Annotated in this window: 25 protein-coding genes; 10 read left to right on the top strand and 15 right to left on the bottom strand. The window is 68.3% G+C overall.

What is annotated here, in order from left to right; all coding sequences use genetic code 11:
* The first annotated feature begins 71 nt into the window (after nucleotides 1-71).
* Together ABQE44_RS05565 and ABQE44_RS05560 are read left to right on the top strand one after the other, a co-directional pair.
* Nucleotides 72-1,880: an acetyl/propionyl/methylcrotonyl-CoA carboxylase subunit alpha gene (locus ABQE44_RS05565; RefSeq protein ID WP_448428660.1), complete on the top strand. Its 1,809-nt coding sequence runs from the start codon at nucleotides 72-74 to the stop codon at nucleotides 1,878-1,880.
* Between the two features lie 49 nt (nucleotides 1,881-1,929).
* Complete coding sequence (locus ABQE44_RS05560) at nucleotides 1,930-2,244, top strand: hypothetical protein (protein WP_448393048.1); 315 nt, start codon at nucleotides 1,930-1,932, stop codon at nucleotides 2,242-2,244.
* Nucleotides 2,245-2,248: 4 nt separating this feature from the next.
* Here the strand turns inward: ABQE44_RS05560 and ABQE44_RS05555 are convergent, their stop codons facing one another.
* Nucleotides 2,249-2,782, bottom strand: a complete 534-nt coding sequence (locus ABQE44_RS05555) for a nucleotidyltransferase family protein (RefSeq protein ID WP_448393047.1) — start codon at nucleotides 2,780-2,782, stop codon at nucleotides 2,249-2,251.
* 229 nt (nucleotides 2,783-3,011) lie between these two features.
* On the opposite strand from ABQE44_RS05555, the gene ABQE44_RS05550 reads away from it, so the two are divergent.
* Complete coding sequence (locus tag ABQE44_RS05550; RefSeq protein WP_448428658.1) at nucleotides 3,012-3,455, top strand: STAS domain-containing protein; 444 nt, start codon at nucleotides 3,012-3,014, stop codon at nucleotides 3,453-3,455.
* Here ABQE44_RS05550 and ABQE44_RS05545 read toward each other — a convergent pair.
* Together ABQE44_RS05545 and ABQE44_RS05540 are read right to left on the bottom strand one after the other, a co-directional pair.
* Nucleotides 3,426-4,148, bottom strand: a complete 723-nt coding sequence (locus ABQE44_RS05545; RefSeq protein ID WP_448393144.1) for an RNA polymerase sigma factor SigF — start codon at nucleotides 4,146-4,148, stop codon at nucleotides 3,426-3,428. The two genes, ABQE44_RS05550 and ABQE44_RS05545, sit on opposite strands and share 30 nt — an antisense overlap.
* Before the next feature lie 62 nt (nucleotides 4,149-4,210).
* Nucleotides 4,211-4,645, bottom strand: coding sequence for an ATP-binding protein (locus tag ABQE44_RS05540; protein WP_448393045.1), 435 nt, complete (start codon nucleotides 4,643-4,645; stop codon nucleotides 4,211-4,213).
* 332 nt (nucleotides 4,646-4,977) lie between these two features.
* Here ABQE44_RS05540 and ABQE44_RS05535 point away from each other — a divergent pair, with 332 nt between their 5' ends.
* Nucleotides 4,978-5,994: a DNA topoisomerase IB gene (locus ABQE44_RS05535; protein WP_448428656.1), complete on the top strand. Its 1,017-nt coding sequence runs from the start codon at nucleotides 4,978-4,980 to the stop codon at nucleotides 5,992-5,994.
* A gap of 4 nt (nucleotides 5,995-5,998) precedes the next feature.
* Here the strand turns inward: ABQE44_RS05535 and ABQE44_RS05530 are convergent, their stop codons facing one another.
* The 9 genes from ABQE44_RS05530 to ABQE44_RS05490 are packed head-to-tail and all read right to left on the bottom strand — an operon-like array spanning nucleotide 5,999 to nucleotide 16,001.
* Nucleotides 5,999-7,297: a UDP-glucose dehydrogenase family protein gene (locus ABQE44_RS05530; protein WP_448393043.1), complete on the bottom strand. Its 1,299-nt coding sequence runs from the start codon at nucleotides 7,295-7,297 to the stop codon at nucleotides 5,999-6,001.
* On the bottom strand, nucleotides 7,294-8,229 hold the full coding sequence (locus ABQE44_RS05525; protein WP_448428655.1) for a glycosyltransferase family 9 protein: 936 nt from the start codon (nucleotides 8,227-8,229) through the stop codon (nucleotides 7,294-7,296). The genes ABQE44_RS05530 and ABQE44_RS05525 overlap by 4 nt, the downstream gene beginning before the upstream one ends.
* The gene (locus tag ABQE44_RS05520; RefSeq protein ID WP_448428653.1) at nucleotides 8,226-8,915 is read right to left on the bottom strand and encodes an SDR family oxidoreductase; all 690 of its coding nucleotides are present in this window, start codon (nucleotides 8,913-8,915) and stop codon (nucleotides 8,226-8,228) included. The genes ABQE44_RS05525 and ABQE44_RS05520 overlap by 4 nt, the downstream gene beginning before the upstream one ends.
* A gap of 16 nt (nucleotides 8,916-8,931) precedes the next feature.
* On the bottom strand, nucleotides 8,932-10,290 hold the full coding sequence (locus ABQE44_RS05515; protein WP_448393040.1) for a PfkB family carbohydrate kinase: 1,359 nt from the start codon (nucleotides 10,288-10,290) through the stop codon (nucleotides 8,932-8,934).
* Nucleotides 10,283-10,852, bottom strand: coding sequence for a D-sedoheptulose-7-phosphate isomerase (locus ABQE44_RS05510; protein ID WP_448393039.1), 570 nt, complete (start codon nucleotides 10,850-10,852; stop codon nucleotides 10,283-10,285). Before ABQE44_RS05510 ends, ABQE44_RS05515 begins: the two co-directional genes overlap by 8 nt.
* A complete protein-coding gene (locus ABQE44_RS05505; RefSeq protein WP_448428651.1) occupies nucleotides 10,849-11,868 on the bottom strand; it encodes a glycosyltransferase family 9 protein in 1,020 nt (339 codons plus the stop codon). The genes ABQE44_RS05510 and ABQE44_RS05505 overlap by 4 nt, the downstream gene beginning before the upstream one ends.
* Nucleotides 11,865-13,358 carry an HAD-IIIA family hydrolase gene (locus ABQE44_RS05500; protein WP_448428649.1) on the bottom strand — a complete coding sequence of 498 codons (1,494 nt, stop codon included), beginning with the start codon at nucleotides 13,356-13,358 and terminating at the stop codon, nucleotides 11,865-11,867. Before ABQE44_RS05500 ends, ABQE44_RS05505 begins: the two co-directional genes overlap by 4 nt.
* Nucleotides 13,355-15,010 (bottom strand): carbamoyltransferase family protein, encoded by a 1,656-nt coding sequence (locus ABQE44_RS05495; protein ID WP_448428647.1) that lies wholly within the window; start codon nucleotides 15,008-15,010, stop codon nucleotides 13,355-13,357. The genes ABQE44_RS05500 and ABQE44_RS05495 overlap by 4 nt, the downstream gene beginning before the upstream one ends.
* A gap of 13 nt (nucleotides 15,011-15,023) precedes the next feature.
* Nucleotides 15,024-16,001 (bottom strand): UDP-glucuronic acid decarboxylase family protein, encoded by a 978-nt coding sequence (locus tag ABQE44_RS05490; protein ID WP_448393035.1) that lies wholly within the window; start codon nucleotides 15,999-16,001, stop codon nucleotides 15,024-15,026.
* Nucleotides 16,002-16,038: 37 nt separating this feature from the next.
* Between ABQE44_RS05490 and ABQE44_RS05485 the strand changes: the two genes are divergently transcribed.
* Entirely contained in the window at nucleotides 16,039-16,914 is an 876-nt protein-coding gene (locus ABQE44_RS05485) for a glycosyltransferase family 2 protein (protein ID WP_448393034.1), read from the top strand.
* A 5-nt stretch (nucleotides 16,915-16,919) separates the two neighbouring features.
* On the opposite strand, the gene ABQE44_RS05480 is transcribed toward ABQE44_RS05485, so the two are convergent.
* Together ABQE44_RS05480 and ABQE44_RS05475 are read right to left on the bottom strand one after the other, a co-directional pair.
* Nucleotides 16,920-18,149, bottom strand: a complete 1,230-nt coding sequence (locus ABQE44_RS05480) for a glycosyltransferase (RefSeq protein ID WP_448393033.1) — start codon at nucleotides 18,147-18,149, stop codon at nucleotides 16,920-16,922.
* Nucleotides 18,150-18,168: 19 nt separating this feature from the next.
* Nucleotides 18,169-19,149 (bottom strand): glycosyltransferase, encoded by a 981-nt coding sequence (locus tag ABQE44_RS05475; protein ID WP_448428645.1) that lies wholly within the window; start codon nucleotides 19,147-19,149, stop codon nucleotides 18,169-18,171.
* A 140-nt stretch (nucleotides 19,150-19,289) separates the two neighbouring features.
* Here ABQE44_RS05475 and ABQE44_RS05470 point away from each other — a divergent pair, with 140 nt between their 5' ends.
* From ABQE44_RS05470 to ABQE44_RS05450, 5 genes are read left to right on the top strand one after another with little or no spacing between them, the layout of a single operon-like run.
* Complete coding sequence (locus ABQE44_RS05470) at nucleotides 19,290-19,484, top strand: hypothetical protein (protein ID WP_448393031.1); 195 nt, start codon at nucleotides 19,290-19,292, stop codon at nucleotides 19,482-19,484.
* 36 nt (nucleotides 19,485-19,520) lie between these two features.
* Nucleotides 19,521-19,985, top strand: a complete 465-nt coding sequence (locus ABQE44_RS05465; RefSeq protein ID WP_448428643.1) for a hypothetical protein — start codon at nucleotides 19,521-19,523, stop codon at nucleotides 19,983-19,985.
* Entirely contained in the window at nucleotides 19,985-21,214 is a 1,230-nt protein-coding gene (locus ABQE44_RS05460) for an Nramp family divalent metal transporter (protein ID WP_448393029.1), read from the top strand. Before ABQE44_RS05465 ends, ABQE44_RS05460 begins: the two co-directional genes overlap by 1 nt.
* Nucleotides 21,211-21,615, top strand: coding sequence for a PRC-barrel domain-containing protein (locus tag ABQE44_RS05455; protein WP_448393028.1), 405 nt, complete (start codon nucleotides 21,211-21,213; stop codon nucleotides 21,613-21,615). The genes ABQE44_RS05460 and ABQE44_RS05455 overlap by 4 nt, the downstream gene beginning before the upstream one ends.
* The gene (locus ABQE44_RS05450; protein WP_448393027.1) at nucleotides 21,602-21,946 is read left to right on the top strand and encodes a PRC-barrel domain-containing protein; all 345 of its coding nucleotides are present in this window, start codon (nucleotides 21,602-21,604) and stop codon (nucleotides 21,944-21,946) included. The genes ABQE44_RS05455 and ABQE44_RS05450 overlap by 14 nt, the downstream gene beginning before the upstream one ends.
* Before the next feature lie 17 nt (nucleotides 21,947-21,963).
* Here ABQE44_RS05450 and ABQE44_RS05445 read toward each other — a convergent pair whose 3' ends face one another.
* Nucleotides 21,964-22,392, bottom strand: coding sequence for a hypothetical protein (locus tag ABQE44_RS05445; protein WP_448393026.1), 429 nt, complete (start codon nucleotides 22,390-22,392; stop codon nucleotides 21,964-21,966).
* Nucleotides 22,393-22,443 lie beyond the last annotated feature (51 nt).

Genomic DNA, 22,443 nt, shown 5'->3' with positions numbered 1-22,443 from the left:
CATCGCCCCTTAAACTGCCCCGGGATAGATTCTTAAAGACGTTTCTTAGAGATATGCCGTCAGGAGGCCACGTGGCAAGTCACGCCAGCTCAAAGATCTCCAAGGTGCTCGTCGCCAACCGTGGGGAGATCGCGGTCCGGGTCATCCGGGCGGCCAGGGATGCGGGGCTGCAGAGCGTGGCCGTGTACGCCGAACCCGACGCCGACGCACCGCACGTACGACTCGCCGACGAAGCGTTCGCGCTCGGCGGGCAGACCTCCGCGGAGTCCTACCTCGACTTCGCCAAGCTGCTCGATGCCGCCGCGAAGTCGGGCGCCAACGCGATCCACCCGGGCTACGGGTTCCTGTCGGAGAACGCCGACTTCGCCCAGGCCGTCCTGGACGCCGGGTTGATCTGGATCGGCCCGAGCCCGCAGTCCATCCGCGACCTCGGCGACAAGGTCACCGCGCGGCACATCGCGGCGCGGGCCCAGGCGCCGCTGGTGCCCGGCACCTCGGATCCGGTGAAGGACGCCGACGAAGTGGTGGCCTTCGCCAAGGAGTACGGCGTGCCGATCGCCATCAAGGCGGCGTTCGGTGGCGGCGGCCGCGGTATGAAGGTGGCCCGCACCATCGAAGAGATCCCCGAGCTCTACGACTCGGCGGTGCGCGAGGCCACCGCGGCGTTCGGGCGCGGCGAGTGCTTCGTCGAGCGCTATCTGGACAAGCCACGTCACGTCGAGGCCCAGGTCATCGCCGATCAGCACGGCAACGTCGTCGTCGCGGGCACCCGCGACTGCTCGCTGCAGCGCCGGTTCCAGAAGCTGGTGGAAGAAGCGCCGGCGCCCTTCCTCACCGATGCGCAGCGCAAGGAGATCCACGAGTCGGCCAAGCGCATCTGCAAGGAGGCCGGCTACTACGGCGCGGGCACCGTCGAGTACCTGGTCGGCCAGGACGGGCTGATCTCCTTCCTCGAGGTCAATACCCGTCTGCAGGTCGAGCACCCGGTGACCGAGGAGACTTCGGGTATCGACCTGGTGCGCCAGCAGTTCCTGATCGCCAACGGCGACGCACTCGAGATCACCGAGGACCCGACCCCGCGCGGCCACTCCATCGAGTTCCGCATCAACGGCGAGGACGCCGGCCGCGGTTTCCTGCCCGCGCCCGGCCCGGTGACCAAGTTCGAGGCTCCACAGGGCCCCGGTGTGCGGTTGGACTCCGGCGTGGAAACCGGCTCGGTGATCGGCGGACAGTTCGACTCGATGCTGGCCAAGCTGATCGTCACCGGCGCCAACCGCCAAGAGGCGCTCGAGCGGTCGCGCCGCGCCCTTGCAGAGTTCACGGTCGAGGGCCTGGCCACCGTCATCCCGTTCCACCGCGCCGTGGTGTCCGATCCGGCGTTCATCGGCGACGACTCAGCTGGTTCGGCTGGTTTCACCGTGCACACCCGCTGGATCGAGACCGAGTGGGACAACACCATCGAGCCGTTCACCGGCGGTGACCCGATCGAAGAGGAAGACACCATCCCGCGGCAGACCGTCGTCGTCGAGGTGGGCGGGCGTCGGCTCGAGGTGTCGCTGCCCGGTGACCTGGCGATCGGCGGTGGCGGCGGCGCAGCGGGCGGCAACATCGTGCGTAAGAAGCCCAAGCCGCGCAAGCGTGGCTCCAACGCCGGTGCGGCCGCCTCCGGCGACGCCGTGACGGCGCCGATGCAGGGCACCGTGGTGAAGGTGGCCGTCGAGGAGGGCCAGCAGGTCGGCGCCGGTGACCTGGTCGTGGTGCTCGAGGCGATGAAGATGGAAAACCCCGTCACCGCGCACAAGGAGGGCACCATCACCGGGCTCGCGGTGGAGGCCGGAGCGGCCATCACCCAGGGCACGGTTCTCGCCGAAATCAAGTGATTCCGGTGCGCGAACCAGCGCTGAGCGAGCGTTAGCGCACCGAAATCGCATGGAGCCCGTCGAGATCAACGCAGGCGCGTGGTATCTGCGCGCCTTGCGCGCCGACGACCGCATCGACGATCGGCCTGCGCTGGCCGAGTTGGGTGCGACGGACACCGACTACGTCGAGACGCGGGCCGCGCAGTGGGCGGACGACACCACGTATTCGTGGGCGGTGTGCGAACCGACGACCGGTGAGATGCTCGCGGAGGTGACGCTGTCCCCCGCCACCGGGCACATTGGTCTGCGGGCACGCGCGGGCCATGCCGGCGCCGCGCAAGCCGCCGGCGACGCGGTGCGGCGGTTCGCCGAAGCGCTGGGGTGACCCGCTATCTGACGTCGATGTCGGTTCCGGTCGCGAGGTCCTCGCACGGTACGGCGACGACGTCGTCGCGCTGCGCCAGAAACGGCCGCGCGCCCTCGTCGCCGTGCAGCCGCTCGAGCAGCGGCGCCCAGTGTCTGCGGGCGAGCACGACGGGGTGACCGGGCGTGTCGGCGTAATGTGCCCGCGCCAGACCGGACGCCGACCGACGCGCCGCTGCGAGTACCCGCGACACGACGGCGGCGCCGATATCGGGCGTGTCGACGGTGAGCACCACCGCGTAGTCGGCGTCGACCGCGGTCAGACCGGCGCGCAGCGAGGACGACAGGCCGGTCGCCCAGTTCTCGGCGATCACCGCGCGGGCAGGTGCGGGCACATCGACGACGGCCGCGCCCAGCACCACCACCACGTCGTCGCATCCTCCGCGGTGCAGCGCAGAAACCGCCGATACCAGCCAATGACCTTGTGCCGCAAGGACTTTCGGCATTCCATAGCGGCTGCCCGCCCCGGCGGCCAGCAACACGCCTGCGGTGGTCGTCATCGGGCCTCTCAGATTCACGATGCTGTGAGCTGCGATTATAAGAAGACTGCGTCTGCAATTGTGCGTTAGGTGTCTACAGCGTAGGGTTCGAGACAGGTTGAGTTCACAGCCGAGCTGGGAACGTCATCGACGTGCAGGACAGAGCTTCCTGCATTCAGGCTTTGAGCTCGCAGGGTCTACTTGTTTTGACGTGAACCACAGTCCCGAATCCGACTGATGGAGTCACACAATGTCTACTGTTTCTGATACCTCATCCGCTTCGCCGAGAGCCTCCGCCGATTCGGTCCAATGCCACACCGCGCAGTTCAGCACCCGGTGGTTGAAGCCCGACACCGCGGTTATCGCAGTGAACGGCGAGATCGACGCGGCGAACTCCCGAGAGTTCGTCGACTACGCGCTGCGCCACGCCGGCCAGACCCGCCGGCTGATACTGGATCTGTCCGGTGTCGAGTTCTTCGGCACGGCAGGGTTTTCCGCGCTGCATACCTTCAACGTGCGCTGTGTGGGCGCGCGTATCGAGTGGGCGCTGACAGCGGGTGCCGGGGTGGCCCGGATCCTGAATATTTGCGACCCCGACTGGCAGCTGCCGATGTACTCGAGTGTCGACGAAGCGTTGTCGGCAGTGCAGGGTCAATCGCCGCCGCTACTGCAGCTGGTCCCGAAGTCGCGCTAGGGATTTCGCCAGCAGCCTCGAAACGTGCATCTGGGAGATGCCCACTCGCTCGGCGATCTGGGTCTGGGTGAGCGACTCGAAGAACCGCAGTACCAGCACGGTCCTTTCCCGCTCTGGTAACGCAGCGAGCAACGGCCGCAAGGCTTCTCGGTTCTCGATCTGATCGAGGCCGAAGTCGACGTCGCCGAGCGTGTCGGCGATGGCGGGGGCGTCGTCATTGGCGCTCCCGCCGCTGTCGATCGACAGCGTGTTGTAGGAGCTGCCGGCCACCAGGCCCTCGACGACCTCGTCGCGGTCCATGTCCAGTTCGGCGGCCAACTCCGAGGCGGTCGGTGCGCGGCCGAGCCGCTGTGACAGTTCGGCGGTAGCCGCGCCAAGCCGCAGATGCAGTTCCTTGAGCCGGCGGGGCACCTTGACCGACCAGCTGTTGTCGCGGAAATGCCGCCGGACCTCACCCATGATCGTCGGCACCGCGAACGACACGAAGTCCGAACCCGCCTCGACGTCGAAGCGGATCACCGCGTTCACCAACCCGACCCGGGCCACCTGCACCAGGTCTTCACGCGGCTCACCACGCCCGTCGAAGCGTCTGGCGATATGGTCGGCCAGCGGCAGGCAGCGCTCGACGATGCGGTCGCGCTGCCGCTGGAATTTCGCCGAGCCTTCCGGAACGGCCTTCAACTCGCGGAACATGTCGGCGACATCCGCGTACTCAGAGTTCGATCGCGATGACGAACCCTGTGACGTGGGGGGCGTCACTGCAGCGAGCTCGCTCGTCTCGTCGTCATCGAGATCCCGAACACCCGCGCGTCGTCGGGGCCACGCCCGTCCTCGAAGGTGCGGACCTCGTCGGTCAGCGAGCTGAGCACGTGCCAGCTGAAGCTACCGGGTGACAGGATGTCGGGGCTCCTACATGTGGTGGATGCGTCAATGACTACCGCGTCCTGCCGCGCGTCGATCACCACGAGAAGCACCGAGCCGGGCACCGCCGACCGGATCAACCGGGTGCACGCTTCGTCGACGGCCAGCCGTAGGTCGGCGACCGCATCGAAGTCCAGGTCTTCGAAGGTCGCCACCGCGGCGACCAGAGTACGTAGCACGGCGAGGTTCTCGAGCTCTGCGGCGACCCGAAGTTCCACTGACGAGCCGCCACGCTGGTGCCCGTTGTTGGTGTTGGTGGCCTCGGCCATTTGCCCTCCCGGCGATGTCGAGCCGAGGTTACCCCAGGATGTACCCCAGCTAACCACTAGCGCTCCGATAACCCAGTGCAGCCGCGCGTGTGTCGGCTGCGCCCAACGGGTAATCCACGAACATGGACACTAGGTTGCGCAAGATCCTTGTGACGGCCGGGCTGGTGCTGCTGGCGTTGATTCTGGTCGCGGTGGCCATCTACGCCGCCGCGTTCGTCATGATCGCGCCGATGATGCAGTGACGTCGACAGCGTCGACCTTGCTGGGTCCTTCTTCAAAATCTCTTTCACCATGGTGCAGGTCCAGTACCCCCACGACCTCGGACATCAAACATGCGGCTACGCCGTAGCGATCTGCAAGGCCCGGGTCTGCGGCGGGTGCGGCGCGGACGCGGGTTCTCCTATCAGCATCCCGACGGCACCGCGGTCACCGATGCGGCGACGCTAGAGCGCATCAAGGGCCTGGTGATCCCGCCGGCGTGGAAGCGGGTGTGGATCTGCCCCTATCCCAACGGCCACATCCAGGCCGTGGGCACCGACGCTGCCGGCCGACGTCAGTACCTCTACCACCAACAGTGGCAGCAGGAACGAAGCGAGGAGAAGTTCGACCGGGTGCTGCAGATGTCGGCGGCGCTGCCCGAGATGCGCCGCCGGATCGCGTCGGATCTGAGCGGTCGCGGTCTGAGCTACGACCGGGTGCTCGCGCTGGCACTGCACCTGCTCGATCTCGGATACTTCCGGTCCGGCAGTGAGCAATACGTCGAGGAAAACAACTCGTTCGGGATCGCGACGCTGCGCTGTGATCACGTCACGGTGCGTCCTCAGGGAGTCGAATTCGACTACCCGGCGAAGAGCGGGGTGCGCCGAACCCTGCACATCGAGGATCCCGAGGTGATCAGGTCGGTGCGCGCGCTGTTACGCAGACCCGAGCGCGGCGAGCGGTTCTTGGTCTGCCGCAACGGTTCGGGCTGGACCGAAATCCACGCCGACGACCTCAACAATCGGTTCAAGGAGCTGGTCGGCGAGGACTATTCCGTCAAGGATCTTCGGACCTGGCATGGCACGGTGCTGGCCGCGGCGGCCTTCGTCGATGCTGACCCACCGGTGACCAAGAAGGTGATCAAACGGGTCGAGTCCGCCGTGATGAAGGAGGTCGCCGAGGAACTTGGCAACACCCCTGCGGTGGCGCGCAGTTCCTACGTGGACCCGCGGGTGGTCACCGGCTATGAGTCGGGGCTCACCATCGCCTCGGCCGCGCGCCGGGCGGCCAAAATCAAGGCGGCCGATGAGCGGCAGGCGATTCTGGACCGCAGCACGGCGCGGTTGATCCGCAAGGTCGCCAAACACTAGTCCGCTAGTAGCCCGACGCGGTCCCGTTGCCCAGATAGGTCAGCGCGGTGTCGGCCAGCGACGCCGGGTCGAGCAGGTTGCGCGTGTCGAGCACGACGGCGCCCGGCGACTGTTCGGCGATCAGCGGCCAGTTCAGGTCGCAGAACTCCGGCCATTCGGTGAGTACGACGACGGCGTCGGCGTCCTTGGCCGCCAGGTACGGATCGTCGACGGCGACGATGCTGGCCCGCCGCAGCGCGGCCTGGTCGATCTGCTCGAGGCGCGGGTCGTAGCCGGTGACCTGCGCGCCGGTTCGGCCCAGCTCGGCGCAGATCGTCAACGCCGGTGAGTCCCGTACGTCGCTGGTGCCGGCCTTGAATGTCAAGCCCAGCACGGCCACCCGCGCATGCGCCAGCGGGGTGGCCATCGTGCGGCTCAGGGTGGAGACGATCCGTGCGGGCTGTGCGGCGTTGGTGCAGCGCGCCGATTCCACCTCCGGCAGCTCGACTCCGGCCATCCGACCGGTGTGCAGCAGGGCGGCGGTGTCCTTGGGCAAACACGAGCCGCCCCATCCCGGACCCGGCTGCAGGAAGTGCTGACCGATCCGCACATCGGCGCCCATGCAACGGGTGACGTCGCCGATGTCCGCGCCGACCCCTGCGCACAGCCGGGCAAGCGAGTTGGCGTACGAGATCTTCACGGCCAGAAACGCATTGCTCGCATACTTGGCCAGCTCGGCGCTTTCCGGGCTCATCCGCAGAATCGGCGCCGACCTGCCGTACACCTCGGCGACGGTCGCGGCGGCGGCGTCGTCGTCGGCGCCGATCACGACGCGGTCGGGGTGACGGAAGTCATAGACGGCGTGGCTCTCGCGCAGAAACTCCGGATTGGACACCACCTGGATACCGGTCGGCTCGAGCCGGCGCGCCAGCCACCGCGTGGTGCCGACCGGCACCGTGGACTTCAGTACCAGCACGGCGGTCGACGGCAGCAGCGCGGCCAGTTCGGCGACGGCGGCTTCGACCGCGGACAGATCGGCTGATCCGTCGAACCGGCTCGGCGTCGGCACACAGATGAACACCAGGACGCAATCGGCGAGGTCGGCGTAATCGGTGCTGAACAGCAGGGTTTGGGTAGCTATGCCCTGCCGCAGCAGCAGCGGCAGCCCGGGTTCGTCCAGCGACGCCTGACCGCGGTTGAGTTGTTCGACCCGGCCGGCATCGACGTCGATGCACACCGTTGAGTGCCCCCGCTCAGCGAGGCACACGGCGGTCGTCAACCCCACGTAGCCGGCGCCGATCACGCCCACCCGCACGCCGCTCATGCGCACTCCTGCAGCAGGTTCTTGCTGGCTTCGAGCACCCGCGACACCGTGATCAACAGCAGCCCGGGATGCGGGTCCTCGGCGTGCGGGTCGCCCTTGTCGCCTGCCCACACCGCGATGTGCGGGCCGGCGCCGCGCGGACCCCAGCGGCTCGGCGGTGTCGGACCGAACAGCAGCACCGACGGGGTGCCGGTAGCGGTGGCGATGTGCCCGACGCCGGTGTCACCACAGATCAACAGCCGGCAGTCGTGGATCAGCGCCACCAATTCGAGCAGCCCGAGAGTTCCTGCCAGCACCCGGCCGTGCGGCAGGCCGGCCATGTCGGCCACCGACCGCGCCAGCTCGACCTCGGTGCCGTCACCGGTGATCACGACGTCGTACCCGCCGTCGTGCAGCGCGGCGGCGACGGTCGCGAAGCGCTCAGGCGGCCAGCGCCGCGCCCCGTACGCCGCGCCGGGGTGAATCACCACCGCCGACGACCGGTCAGGGTGGACGGGCGGGCGTGGAATGGTGAGATCTGTTGGATCGCAGGCGATCCCGGCCCACTCCAGAAGTGCACACCAGCGGTCGACCTCGTGCAGGTCGGCGCGCCACGGCGGGCCGTCAACGCCGGGGTAGGCGTGGTGCCGATGGCTGAGCAGCGTGCGCGGGTTCAGCGCCAGCAGGTCGGCCAGGCTCTGCGGTCCGCTGCCGTGCAGGTTGACCGCCAGCGCGGGCGGGTGGCCGAGCGCAGCCAGCTGGCCGAGTCCCGGTGTGTGATGGACCTCGTCGATCGCACCCGTCAGCATCGCCAGGTCCGCGTACCGCTGCGGGGCGGCCAGCACGATGTGTGCCTCCGGATGTGCGCGTCGCAGCCCACGCAGCGCCGGGACGCCGGTCAGCAGGTCGCCGAGGCCCAACGCACGCAAAACCAGAACGGTGTCTTGGCTCACGGCCACGAGGATTCTGTCGAGGCGCACACGACCATCTCCCGGATCTCGCGGCCGGCCGGCTGGGCCAACGCGAACACCACGGTCTCGGCGACGTGTTCGGGTTGGTTGAGCTTGGCGTCCGGTGGCGGCTTGTACTGCTCGTCGCGGTCGTCGAAGAACGCGGTGTGCATACCGCCGGGGATCAGCGTCGTGACGCCGACCTGCCCGGCCAGCTCCGCGGCCAGCGCGCGGGAGAACCCAACGACGCCGAACTTGGCGGCGCAGTAGGCGGTTGCATCGCTGACGGCCTTGATGCCCAGGGTCGATGCGCAGGTGACGATCGTGCCGTGGGTGCTTTTCAGATACGGCAGCGCGGAGCGGATCACCGCGGCCGTGCCGAGCAGGTTCACGTGTACCACCCGCTCCCAGTCCTTGGCGGGGACGTCGTCGAGCTTTCCGCACGAGTCGATGCCCGCGGCCGCGAACACCCCGTGGACCTGCCCGTCGACGCGATCAGCAAGGGCCTTCACGGCGCTGTCGACGGCTTCGGTGTCGGCCAGGTCCGCCCGCTCGAAGGTCATCGAGCCGTCACCGGGGTCGTTCCTGTCGATGATCAGCGGTGTTCCACCCTGTTGCGCAACGGCTTTCGCGGTAGCGGCACCGAGTCCGGATGCGCCGCCGGTGATAATGATGTTGCCCAAGCTCATATGTGGTTCCTTTCGGTCACGACCGCGCCGCGGCGATCAGGTTGGACGACGAGTAACCGGCGACGGTGGGCAGCAGCACCACTTCCCCGCCGTGGCGGCGCACCACGTCGGCCTCGGGCAGTTCGGCTTCGGTGTAATCGCCGCCTTTGACCCAGATGTCGGGCCGCAGTTGGGCAAGGGCGTGCTCTGGGGACAGTTCGTCGAAGATGACGACGGCGTCGACGCACGCCAACGCTGCGAGCACGCGGGCCCTGTCCGCGTCGGCCATCACCGGGCGGCGCGGGCCTTTCAGCGCACGCACCGACGCGTCGGAGTTGAGCAGCACCACGAGCGCGTCACCGAGTTGGCGGGCTTGGCGCAGTAACCGGATATGGCCGGTGTGCAACAAGTCGAAGCACCCGCCCGTGGCGACCAGCGTCTTGTCCGGGCGGCGGAGCTGCTCCCGCACTGCGGACACGTCGGCAGTGATCAGCTCGGTTTGCCCTGCCGCCGACCGGTTTCCGTCCGGCGCCGCCGGACTGGACACTCCGACCGCACCGCCGGTGGTGACGAACCGGCTTGCGGCGTCCACCGCGGCGGTGACCGCGGCCTCCGCGTCCGCGCCCGCGCCGAGCGCTTGGGCGGCGGCGATCGCGAACCGGTCACCTGCGCCGCAGGTGTCGCCCGCGGCGCCGCGGGCGGCGGCGTCGGGTACCCCGACGGGCACGTTGCCGTTCTCGGTGGCCAGCAGCGCGCCGCGGGCACCCAGCGTGATACACACCGCTCTGGCGTCCCACAACCGGCGCAGTGAGCCGGGCGGGTTCCCGGCGGCCTCAGCCTGATTGGGGGTGACCAACCAGCATCCCCTGGTCGGCACCGCGCCGCGCGGATGCGGATCCCAGACCACCGGCACCCGGTCGGCGATGCGGGTCAGCAGGTCGCGGATGCCTTGGTGGGCGCTGACGCCGTGGCCGTAGTCCGCAACGCACACCGCGCGCGCCTGTTCCAGCGCGGTCACCACGGCCACTGGAGCGGTGTCGCCCGCGGCCACACCGGTACCGTGGTCAAGTCGCAGCATCGACTGTCCGGCCGCGCGGATCCTCGTCTTGCACACCGTTGTTCCCGACATCGGCAGGGCAAGCACCGTCACGCCGGCGTGCGCGAGCAGGTCGGTCAGCGCACGCCCGTCCGCGTCGTCGCCGACGGCGGTGACCAACACCACGTCCTGCTCCACGCGGGCGGCGAGGGCGGCGGCCAGGCCGGCGCCGCCGGGACGCTGCCAGATGCGCTCGGCGTCGACGACGGGCACGGGCGCCTCCGGGCTGAGCCGGGTGGCGCTGCCCTCGATGTCGACGTCGAGCATCGAGTCACCGACGATGACCAACGGCTTAGCCATGAGACGCCTCCAGCAGCACGTCGTCGAGCGCGATGCACAGCGCGTGCACCAGAAGCAGATGGATCTCCTGCACGGTCGCGGTGGTGGCCGCTTCCACGCACACCGCGTCGTCGCACATGGCGGCCAACGGGTTCGGCGCAGGCCCCGTCAGCGCCCAGGTGGTCAGCCCGGTCTCGTGGGCGGCCTTGACGGCGGCGAGCACGTTGGCGCTGGTGCCGCTGGTGGACAAGGCGACCAGGATGTCACCCGGCCGACCGTGTGCGCGCACCCCGCGGGCGAACATCTCATCGGACCCGTAGTCGTTGGTGATCGCAGTCAGCGCCGACGTGTCGGCGTGTAACGAGATGGCCGACAACGGCATTCGTTCGTCACGGAACCGTCCGACGAGTTCTGCGGTCAGATGCTGAGCCTCGGCCGCGCTGCCGCCGTTACCGCAGGCCAGCAACCGGCCGCCATCGGTGAGCACCCCGGCGAGCCGCGTGCCCCATTCGGTGAGCCGGGGCGCCTGGTGACCGATGTGATCGACGGCCCGCGACAGCGCGCAGAAATGTTGCTCGATCATCGTTGTCCTCCCATTCCGTCGACCGCGCTGCACAGTTGTGCGTCGGTGATGTTGTCCAGACACGGATGGCCATCGACCGGACAATCGCGGGCACGGGTGAGTCGGCACGGGGCTTGCTGATCTCCGAGCCGGATGACGTTATGGCCGTATGGGAGCCACTGCTCTGCGGGCACCACCGGCGCGAACAGCGAGACCACCGGTGCGCCGACGGCGGCGGCCAGGTGTGCGGGTCCGGTGTTGGGCGCGACGACCACGTTCGCACCCGCGTACACCGCGGCCAGGGTGGCAAGCGATGTGCACCCGCCGAGGTCGATCGCGATGTCGCCGGCCACCGCAGCGGTGAGGTCACGTTCGGTTTCGTCACCGGTGACCACAACGCGGTGCCCGGCCGCCGCCAACGCGGCGACCATCCGGGCGCTTCGCGCGGTGGTGGGTCTGCGCGCCGGCACCGCCGCCCCGGGGTGAAAGGCCACATACGGTGCGTCACCGAGCTTCTCGGACAAGGTGTGCGGCAGATGGGGCGGCGTCCGCACGCGCAGCCTGCCGTCGTCGCCGGCCGGCAACTCGCATCCGGCCGCCCGCACCAGCGACAGGGCCCGCTCGGGTTCGGGCACACCGCCTTCAACGTGGTGACGCAGGTTGAGCAGGGTGCCGGGATAGTCCTCGCTGATCGCGCCGATCCACGGCACCGCCGCCATCCGGCAGATCAGCGCCAACGGCAACGGCGACTGGTGAAACGACGTGAGGATGTAGACCCGTTCGGGCGCCAGGTCGCGCACCTGCTTGACGAGTGCGTCCACATGCCCCGCGGTCAGTTCGGGTGAGTCAAAATCGACCCAGGGCGCCTGCCATTCGATGATGTCGCCGACCGCGGGCAGCAGCTCGGCCGCGGCCCGACCCCGAGGTCCGACCAGAAAGGTCACCTCGCCGTGGCGCGCAGCGACGGCACGGACGGCAGGACCGGTGATCAGCACATCGCCGGCACTGTCGAGTCGGGCAACCACGGCGCCACTCATCGGCAGTCCTTGAGCACGAGCGAAACCGCGTCGCCGATGGTCGCGGCGACGCGGGCACGTTGGTGCGCGTCGCTGATCTCGCGGGTCAGCGTGCGCTCGGTCGGTACCAGCACCGCCTGCGCACCCGCGGACAGGGCGGCCTCGACATCGGCGCCGGTGTCCCCGATCAGCACGCAGCGAGCGGGTTCGACGCCGAGCTCGGCTGCGGCGGCCCGCACCATTCCCGGTGCGGGTTTACGGCATTCGCAGCCGTCGCCGGCGTCGTGCACACAGATCTGCCATGAGCCGAACGGTCCCAGCGCCGCGTCGACTTCGGTGTTGACCGCCGCCAGTTCGTCGGGGCTGATCAGTCCCTTGGCCACGCCGGACTGGTTGGTGACGATCGCCAGCAACAGACCCCTGTCACGCAACCGCCGCAACGCGTCGTGCGCACCGCGTACCGGCCGCACCCCGGCGGGGTCACGCAGATACGGTCCGTCTTCGATGACGGTGTCGTCGCGGTCGAACAGCACCGCCAGCGGCGGCTCCGGCCGCGACGACCGAAACGCCCACTGCCCGCGGATGCGGTGTGCCACTGCGACAGGCGGGATCAGGATGCTCGTCACCGCCATCTTCGTCGCTTCGCGCGCGGTGTGCGGGCCCGCCCAGAATCTGCGGGCGGCGAATTCGGCGGTCAGCGCGGCCCACAGCGCGGCGGCGCAACCCGCGATGCGTCGCCGGCCTGCGAGGGCGGCGGCCGCAGCGGTCAGCGCCGCCGCGATGGTCGCAGCGTGCACGCGCAGGCGTCCGGGTCCTTCCCCGATCGCCGGGCGCCAGCGCCTTCCGTGTTTGCGCAGCATCAGCGCGTCGTCACGGTTGCCGCGCTGGGCACGTACGCTGCTGAGGAACGTCGCCGACGCGACGGGATGCGTGCACCGTCGGGTCCCCTTGACGATGGTGTTGCCCGCCAACGTGATTCGCAGTGCGATGTCGGCATCTTCGCGGTAGGCCCGCCGAAACCTCTCGTCGAACCCGCCGGCGCGCACCAGCGCCGAGCGCCGGTAGGCCATGTCCGCGGTGATCCACCGGGCGTCGGCCAGTCCCTGGGTGCGACGTTCGTCGTCGGTGGCGCGCCGTCCCGGTGCGCGCGGCACGTCGATGACGCCTTGCGAACCGGCTGCGTCTTCGGTGTCGGCCTTCGCCAGGTCGTCGGCCACCGCTTCGAACCAGTTGTGTTGCGGCACCACGTCATCGTCGAGGAAGCAGATCCACTCGGCGCTGCCGGCGCGCCACCCGAGGTTGCGTGCGGCGGCGGGTCCCCGTCCCCCACTGTGCAACACGGTGACCGGCAGGCTGGTCTGAAAGCGCAACGGCGTTGTGGGCTGCACGCGGTCGTCGACGACGATCACCGCCGTCGGCTGCGGGCCACCGGATCCGTCCAGTTGGGCCAGCAACCGGTGTACCGATTCCCGTCCGACGGTCGGCACCACCACGGCGAACTCCGGTGTCATCGCGGCCGCCTGACGAGATACGGCCCGATCGCGAGCACGTCGATCGGTGCGCTGCCAAAGCATTCGAGTGCATCCCGCGGGCTGTCCACCATCGGTCGCCCGGCGGTGTTGAAGCTGGTGTTGACGATCACCGGCACCCCGGTGTGCGCGGCGAAGCGGCTGATCGTGGCGTGCAGAAGCGGGTTGTCGCGATCGACGGTCTGGATCCGCGCGGTGCCGTCCACGTGGGTGACGGCGGGGATCTTCGGCCGCCAGCCCTCGGCGACGTCGTGGACGAACAGCATGTAGGGACTGGGAATCGGCCCGCCGGAAAAGATTTCGTCGGCACGCTCGGCCAGCACCATCGGGGCGACGGGCCGGAACTGTTCGCGTCCCTTGACGTTGTTGAGCCGCTCCAGGTTCTCGATGCGGCGCGGATCGGCCAACAGTGAGCGCTGTCCGAGGGCCCGCGGGCCGAACTCGGCGCGGCCCTGAAACCAGGCCACCAGTTGGTTGTCGGCCAGCGCGTCGCCGATGGCAGCGGCCAGATCAGCGGGCCGCTCGTGCGGTATCGCGGCGTCGCGCAGCACATCGGCGATCTCCTCGTCGGAGAACCCGCGGCCCAGCGCGGCCGACGGCATCGGGATGAGCGGTTCACCTGCCTCACCGGCCAGCGCCAGCGCAGCGCCCAGCGCGGTACCGGCGTCACCGGCGGCGGGTTGCACCCACACGTTCGAGAAGCCGCCTTGTGCCCAGATCTTGGAGTTCGCCACGCAGTTGAGGGCTACTCCCCCTGCCAGACAAAGGTTTTCCTGGTCGCTCTCGTCTCGCAGCCAGCCGACGAGATCCAGCAGCACCTCCTCGACCACCCGCTGCACGCTGCACGCCAGGTCGGCGTGCCGCGGTTCGGGGCGGTCCAGCGCGTGGCCCTTGCCCGCACCAGGTTCCCGACGCGGTGTGAACGACTCCCAATCGATTGGCTGGGTACGAAACCCGCCGTCGCCGGTGGCGTAGACCAACTCCCTGAACCGGTCGATGAAGCGCGGCGTCCCGTAGGACCCCATCGCCATCACCTTGTACTCGTCGCTGGACCGCTGAAAACCCAGATGCTCGGTGAGGCTTTCGTAGAGCAGGCCCAGCGAATGCGGAAGCGATTGGCTGGCAAGGACATCGAGTTTGCTGTCGCGGTAGCTGCCCGCCAGCATCGACGAGCGTTCGCCGCGGCCGTCGACCACCAGCACCGCCGAATCGGGGTGGGCAGAGGCCAGCGCGCTCGAAGCGGCGTGCGCGACGTGGTGGCGCACGTATCGGACGATGCCGGGGTCAAGGCCGGGCAGCGCGGACTGCAGGAACTTGGGTGCGCGTTGGGCGTACATGGTGCGCAGGTACTCCCAATCGCGGTCGAGCCCGGCCATATCCTCGGTTGATTCGTCCAGCAGGCGCGGGTCGTAGGAGTAGCCGACCGCGTCGAGGTCGGCCGGGCTCAGGCCGCCTTGCCGCAGACACCACCGCGCCGCCGCCACCGGCAGCTCCCACGTCGAGAACGGCACTGCGGACTTTCCGTGCTTGCGCCTGGAGAACCGCTCCTCTTCGGCGGCCGCGACGATCTGACCGTCGACCAGCAGTGCGGCGGCTGGATCGTGAAATACCGCGTTGATTCCGAGGATTCGCATTGTCGGCTCCTGACTACCCTGCCGCCGCGGTGGTCTCGGGCGAGGAGGTCAGCTGCGCTTGGAACCACTCGACCGTGCGGGCCAAACCGTCCGCATAGCGCATCCGTGGTTGCCAACCGAGGAGCCTGCGCGCCAGCGTGATGTCCGGGCATCGGCGCTGCGGGTCGTCCTCGCCGGGCGGAAGGAAATGGATGGGCGAGTCGCTGCCCGCCAAATCGCGGATGAGCTCGGCGATGTGAAGGACGGTCACCTCGTCGGGGTTGCCGATGTTGACCGGTCCTGCGCAGCCCGATCTGGCCAGCGCCACCAGCGCGTCGACGGTGTCGTCGACGTAGCACAGCGACCTGGTCTGCACCCCGGTGCCGTTGACCGTGATCGGGTCACCGGCCAGGGCCTGGGCACAGAAAGTCGGCACGATGCGGCCGTCGTCGGGGCGCATCCGTGGCCCGTAGGTGTTGAAGATACGTGCCACGGCGACGTCGGCTGACCGTCCCCGCTGATAGGCGAATGTCAATGCTTCGGCGAACCGCTTGGCTTCGTCGTAGACGCTGCGCGGCCCGACGGGGTTGACGTTGCCCCAATAGGTTTCGGGCTGCGGATGCTCCAGCGGGTCGCCGTACACCTCGCTGGTGGAGGTCAGCACCAGCCGCGCCCCGCAACGTTCGGCGAAGTCGAGCGCGTTGGCGGTGCCGAGCGCGCCGGTGCGCAGCGTCTGCACCGGCAGCCGCATGTAGTCCACCGGAGACGCCGGGGACGCCAGGTGAAAGACGGTGTCGACATCGAGCCGCGTCTCGGTCAGCGGCTCGCTGATGTCGTGGCGGACGAACCGGTAGCCGGGTCGGTCGCGTAGCAGCGTGGCGGCCGTCGGCGCGCTGGTGGACAGGTCGTCCACGCAGGTGACCTCCACCCCGTCGAAGAGCAGTCGCTCACACAGGTGACCGCCGAGAAACCCACCGCCTCCGGTCACCACGACACGCCTCAGCTCATGCATCGTTTGCCCTTTCCTCGCCTGGGTAGCCAGCACAGTCATGAAGCCCTCGGATACGTCGTTTGTGATCGCCAGCCGCAACCGCGCACAAGAGCTCGCGACGGTGGTCGCGCGCCTGCTCGATACCACCGCGTGCCCGATCGTGGTGGTGGACAACGCTTCCGAAGACGACAGCGTTGCGATCATGCGCCGAATCACCGCCCGCTCGGCGGGCCGGCTGCGAATAGTCGAGTTGGGCACCAACCAGGGGGCGGTGGGGCGCAATGCGGGGGTCGCGGCGTGCACCACCCCGTATGTCGCGTTCTGCGACGACGATTCCTGGTGGACAGCCGGATCCCCGGCCATCGGCGCGGAACTCTTCGACAGCCACCCGTCGCTGGGCCTGCTGGCCGCCCGCACGATCGTCTGGCCGCAACGGCGCGAAGACCCGTTCACCGCGTTGTTGGCCGACAGCGCCCTCGGTCACCGCCCCGACCTGCCGGGCCCGTCCATCCTCGGGTTCATGAGCTGCGCTGCGATGGTGCGCGTTCACGCCTTCCAGCAGGCCGGCGGGTTCAGCGACATCCTGCATTTCCGCGGTGAGGAGCAACTGCTGGCCTTCGACCTGGCGGCCTTGGGATGGGATCTGTGCTACTGCCCTGCGCTGACCGCGATCCACCAGCCGTCCGAGACCAGGGCCACCACGGCGGCCCAGGACGCCCGCGTGCTGCGCAACGATGCGCTGACCACATGGCTGAGACGCCCGATTCCGCAATGTCTGCGAGTCACTGCAGATCTGCTGCGCTCGGCGGTCCAGGACCGCGAGCACGCCCGCGGTGCCGCCGAGGCGTTCCTGAAGCTGCCTGCCGTGGTGCAGCAGCGTCGCCCGCTTCCTTCGAACCTGGAGGAAGCAGTGGCCAAGCTGGAGTCGCAGTGAGCCCGTCATCCCGATGACAGACTCCTCGCCGGTTCGGCGGGCTGCTCGAAGCGCACCGGCACCAGGCGGTCGTAGATGCGTTGAGTGTCCGCGGCGATGCGGTCCCACGAGTAGCGGGCCTGTGCCCGGTCGCGACCGGCCGCACCGAGGCTTTGGCGCATGAAGTCGTCACGCAACAAGTGGTTGACCGCTTCGGCGACCTTGTCGGGCCGCCGGGGCCGCACCAGTCGGCCGGTGACGTCGTGCACGACGGTGTCCAGCATTCCGCCGACCGCGGAGGCGATGACGGGTACGCCGCATGCCATTGCCTCCAGCGGGACGATGCCGAACGGCTCGTACCACGGCGTGCACGCGACCACATCGGCCGACCGAAGGATGGCCGGCATGTCCTCGCGGGCGACCGAACCGTAGAACCTCACCCGGTCCGCAACGCCGAGTTCCTCGGCGAGCGCGCGCAGCCGGCAGACCTCCGGATCGGAGCCCAGCCGGGCGAGGTCCGGGCCGCCGACGAGCACCAGCTCGGTATCGCGGATATAGGGCAGCGCGCGTACCACGACGTCAAACCCTTTGCGCGGCACGAACCTTCCGACGCTGACAATCCGCCGGTGACTGCTTCGGGGCGCCGTGGGTCCCTCCGGGCTGAACATGTCGAGGTTAACCCCGCACGGCACAACGGAGATGCGGCTGCGCGACCTGCCCAACCGCATCAGCTCGAACACCTCGTCGGTGCAGGTGGCGGCGACCCAGGTGGCGGTGCGGGCGACCGTCGCCTCCAGGCGCAGCCGGTCGGTCGGGCTGGTGTCCTGCGCGCCCTGGTAGCGGCGCTTGACCACGCCCAGCGCGTGAAACGTCTGCACGGCAGGCAGATTCAGATGCCGCGCGGCCAACTGCGTTGCGATACCGGACATCCAGAAGTGGGCGTGGGCGATGTCGGGGCGGTCTGCAGCCCATTCGGCGTCGAGGAACCGGGCGAACGGGCCCATATGGACCAGCAGTTCGTCCTTGGGCAGCTGCTCGGGCGGTCCGGCAGGCACATGCACAACGGTGTAGCCCTGCGCCGTGTGCACCCGCTCGGGCAGTCCGGGGTCGTCTCTTCGGGTATAGACGGTCACTTGATGTCCGCGGCGTGCCAGCGCCGCCGACAGTTCGGCGACATGTACGTTCTGTCCGCCTGCGTCGGCGCCACCGAGCGCCGCGAGTGGGCTTGCATGCTCGGACACCATGGCGATCTTCATCGGCGCCCTCCTCCCATCTTCATTGGCAGATGTCGTCGATGACGTCTTCGATCGTGGTGGCCCACTCGCGCAGGAAACGTTCGAGCGAAAACTGCGCCATCGCGTAGTCGCGAGCCGCCTTACCGGCGGCGGCCGCTGCCGACCGATCGGCGATGAACTGCTCGAGCGCGTGCGCCAGGGTGTCGACGTCAGCGCTGACCACGCCCGCCTCGGCGGGCACCGTCAGGGGGGCCATCGTCGAGGCCACCGCGACCACCGGCATGCCGAGGTACATGGCCTCCACCAGCGACAGGCCCAGCGACGTCCATCGCGCGGTGTGCAGGAACACGCGGCGCCGGGCCACCTCGGGCAGCAGCGTCGCGGTCGGGACGTCACCCCTACCGCGCACGTGTCCGCCGCCGTCGTCGAGCATGTCGGTGCCCATGCCCCAGACGTCGATCGGAACGCGCGCGCCCAGTGACATCAGCAGATCGGTGCCCACCGTGCGGCCCCGCCGGACAGGTTCGTTGATCATGGTCGCGGCGGCCGGAATCTCGCCGGTGTAGCAAGGACCCGGGTCGGCGATCCCGTGGGCGATCACGCGGGTCGGTGCGATGCCGTTGTCCCACATCAACCGGTTGAAGTCGGTGACATGCACCACGGGGATATCGTCGCGTTCGGCAAGCGGGTGAACGCTGTCGACGGCGTCCGGCCGCGGCGTGTTGTGCTCCACGTAGACGGCGGGGATATCGATCCCGGGCCTGCGGCCCAGCCAGCGCGCGGCCAACTCCAGTTCCTCGGGGCGCTGCAACACCACGAGGTCGACGTCTTCATCGGCCAACGCTGAATCCGAAATCTCATGGGCACGAGGCCAATCCCGGCCGCACAACCCGCGACCGGCTGCGTCGCGGTTCTGCGTGTAGGGAATCAGATAGCGGTGTCGACCCGCGACGAACGCCTCCGTCCACGACCCGTGCACGTGCCACACCAACACGGAGCGCGCAGTCGTGAGATCGAACATGACCGCCGCTTACCCGAGTACTTCGCTGGGAAAACGGTTCTTCAGGACTCTTCGCTATCTGTACTGAAGATCTTTCGCATCATGTACCGGCGCCGACGCGACCGGATTTTCGGTACTCACGTGCGGGTAATCTGGCCGGTATGCCGGACAGCGAAGAGATTCCCGACGACGTGCCCGAGGCCGACGCGGTGGAGCAGCAGCGTCCCGCCGATCCGACGCCCGACGATGACGACGCCCCCGAGGACCAGGGTCAAAGCGTGCCGTTGGAATCCAATGCTTCCGACTGGCACGAGCAGCAGCTCAGCGTCGATTTGGACCCCGAAATCGAGGGGTAGGACCACGAAGAGCAGACCGGGCTCGCGGAGGCCGCGATGGCACCACCGGATCAGCGCCTACGGCGTATCTCCCGGGTAGCCCTGCTCACCGTGGTGATCATCGGGCTGGCCCTGCTGTTGACGCGTTGCCCAGCCAATCGCGACGGCATGCCCGGCCAGCTCGCTCGAGCGATGGAAGAGACCACATCGGCGGCGCGCAGCGGTGCGCTGGCGTTGGACCTGTGGGCCCAGGGCCGCTCGACGACACAGCTGGCCAGCGTGCAGATCACTGATTCCCGCAACGATGTCACCAAGGCGTACAAGGGTATTGCCGAGCTGCGGGCCGAAGATCCGGTCGATGTACGGCGTCAGCGGATGCTGACCGAGTCGATGACGGAAATCATCGCCCAACTCAATGCCGCTTCGGCCGTGCTGCGCGACGTCAGCACGCAGCCCACCGTCGCGGCCGTGCGCGCCGACCTGATGAGGTCATCGCACGACCTTGAGTCCGGCTACCGCTGATGGCCAAGATTTTTGCGGTTGCGCTGGGCATCCTGACCGCGATCGGCGGCTTCCTCGACATCGGCGACCTGGTGATGAACGCGGTCGTCGGCTCCCGGTTCGGTTTGTCGCTGGCCTGGGTGGTGGTGGTCGGGGTAATCGGGATCTGCCTGTTCGCCGAAATGGCCGGCCGGGTGGCCGCCGTGAGCGGTAGGGCGACCTTCGAGATCATTCGGGAGCGGTTGGGACCGCGGACGGCCGCGGCGAACCTGAGCGCATCGTTCTTCATCAACCTGATGACGCTGACGGCCGAAATCGGCGGTGTTGCGCTGGCGCTGCAGCTGGCCACCGATGTCGGACCGATGATGTGGATTCCGGTCGCGGCGTTCGCGGTCTGGGTGGTGATCTGGCGCGTCAAGTTCAAGATCATGGAGAACGTGACCGGCCTGATGGGGCTGTGTTTGATCGTCTTCGCCGTCGCAGTATTCATGCTGAGCCCGGACTGGTCGAACCTGGCCCAGCAGGCCACCTCACCGGCGATCCCGGAGGCGGAATCGGCGGCGACCTATTGGTATTTCGCGATCGCGCTGTTCGGGGCCGCGATGACGCCGTACGAGGTGTTCTTCTTCTCCTCGGGTGCGGTCGAAGAACGTTGGACCCCCAAGGACCTGGGAGTGGCTCGCTTCAACGTCATGGTCGGTTTTCCCTTCGGCGGGCTGCTCTCGATCGCCATCGCGGCTGGAGCCGCAATTGTCCTGTTGCCCAACCAGATCGAGGTGACCTCGCTATCGCATGTCGTCATGCCGGTCGTGGCGGCAGGCGGAAAGTTGGCGCTGGCCTTCGCCATTGCCGGTATCGTGGCCGCCACTTTCGGCGCCTCGCTGGAGACGGCGCTGTCCGCGGGATATACCGTCGCGCAGTATCTCGGCTGGCCATGGGGTAAGTTCCGCCGGCCAGCACAGGCGGCGCAGTTTCACGTTCTGATGTTCGTGTCAATCGTGGCCGCCGTGGCGGTGCTATTCACCGGGGTGGACCCGATTCTTGTCACCGAGTACTCGGTGGTGTTCTCCGCGATCGCGCTGCCGCTGACGTATCTGCCGATCCTGGTCGTCGCCAACGATCCCGCCTACATGGGCGAACGAACCAACGGCAGAGTGCTCAACGCGCTCGCCTCGGTATACCTCGTCATCATCCTTGCCGCATCGTTGATGGCAATTCCGCTGATGATCGTCACAGGAGCCGGACAATGACCGACCGCACCGACCCTGTCATCAAAGGGCACCACGGCCGCGCGCTCGACGCGCGTCTGCAACTGTTGGACCGCCAACTCGTCGACGACGACGACAACCCGATCGGCATCGTCGACGATCTGGAGTTGACCGGTATCGACGTCGACCGCGACATCCCGCCCGGCTCCGATGCGCCCCACGTCACCGCGCTGCTGTCCGGAAAGGTGGTGGCCACCCGCATCTTCGGCGGCACACCGCCGCGCTCGCATCTGCAAGACATCTCGTGGCGCCTTGTCCAATCGGTCGGCATCACCGTGAAGCTCAAACCCAACGACATACGGTTCGAGGGCCGGTGGATGGAGCGATGGCTGCGTGACCGCATCGTCAAGCACATTCCGGGGGGCCGGCATGCTGCTGAGTAGTCTGTTGGGGCTGCGGGTGATTGATGCGGGCTCTCATCCGGTGGGCACCGTCGTCGACGTGCGACTGACCGTCGCGGGGGACCCCGCCAACGACCCGCCGACACCGCGGATGCTCGGGTTGGTCGTCAGCCCGCACAGCAAGGGATCGTTCCTCGGCTACGAACGTGTCGACATCAACGGACCGAGACTGATTGCCGCGCTGCTGCGTTGGGGACACCGCGGAACGTTCTTGGCGGCGTGGGAGGATATCGCCCGCGTGGGCGCCGACCACGTCACCCTGCGGCCGCGCTACACCCGGTACTCGGCGGCGCTGCCTCCTGACGGCGACTGACGCACGCTACCGGGCGGTCACGGCCGGCGTTCGTGGCCGCGACGTCCGTCGGTGCGGCGGCGTTCCTTCATCTCCTCCTCGAAGACGTGGCGCTTACCGCCCTGTAGTTCGTCACGCACTTGCCGCTCGTGTTGACGAAAGACCGACCAGTAGTTGTCGTCGAAGTCCTCGACGATCTGAAAGGTCCAGCGGCCGTGGAGGACGTTTCGGCCAACGACTTCGACCTCCAGCCGATCCGCGACCGCGTCGTGGCCCGCCGACCGCAGCTTGTCGCAGGCCTCGCCCAGCAACAGGTCGGCATGCCCGATCAACTGGTGAAACGAGTACAGGTCACCGCGGGCGCGTTCAACACATTCCAGGGCCTCCGACACTGCGCCGACGGCCTCGACGGTCGCATCGTCGAGACCCTCCGGGCGCCGGCCCTTCTTTGCTTGCAGCTCGTTCATGAAAGGTGTGATACCCATTGCGGGTCGGATTGCATCGGAGCAAACCGCATC

The organism is Mycolicibacterium sp. XJ2546 (assembly GCF_053483195.1).
This window is presented reverse-complemented; position numbering and strand designations above follow the sequence as displayed.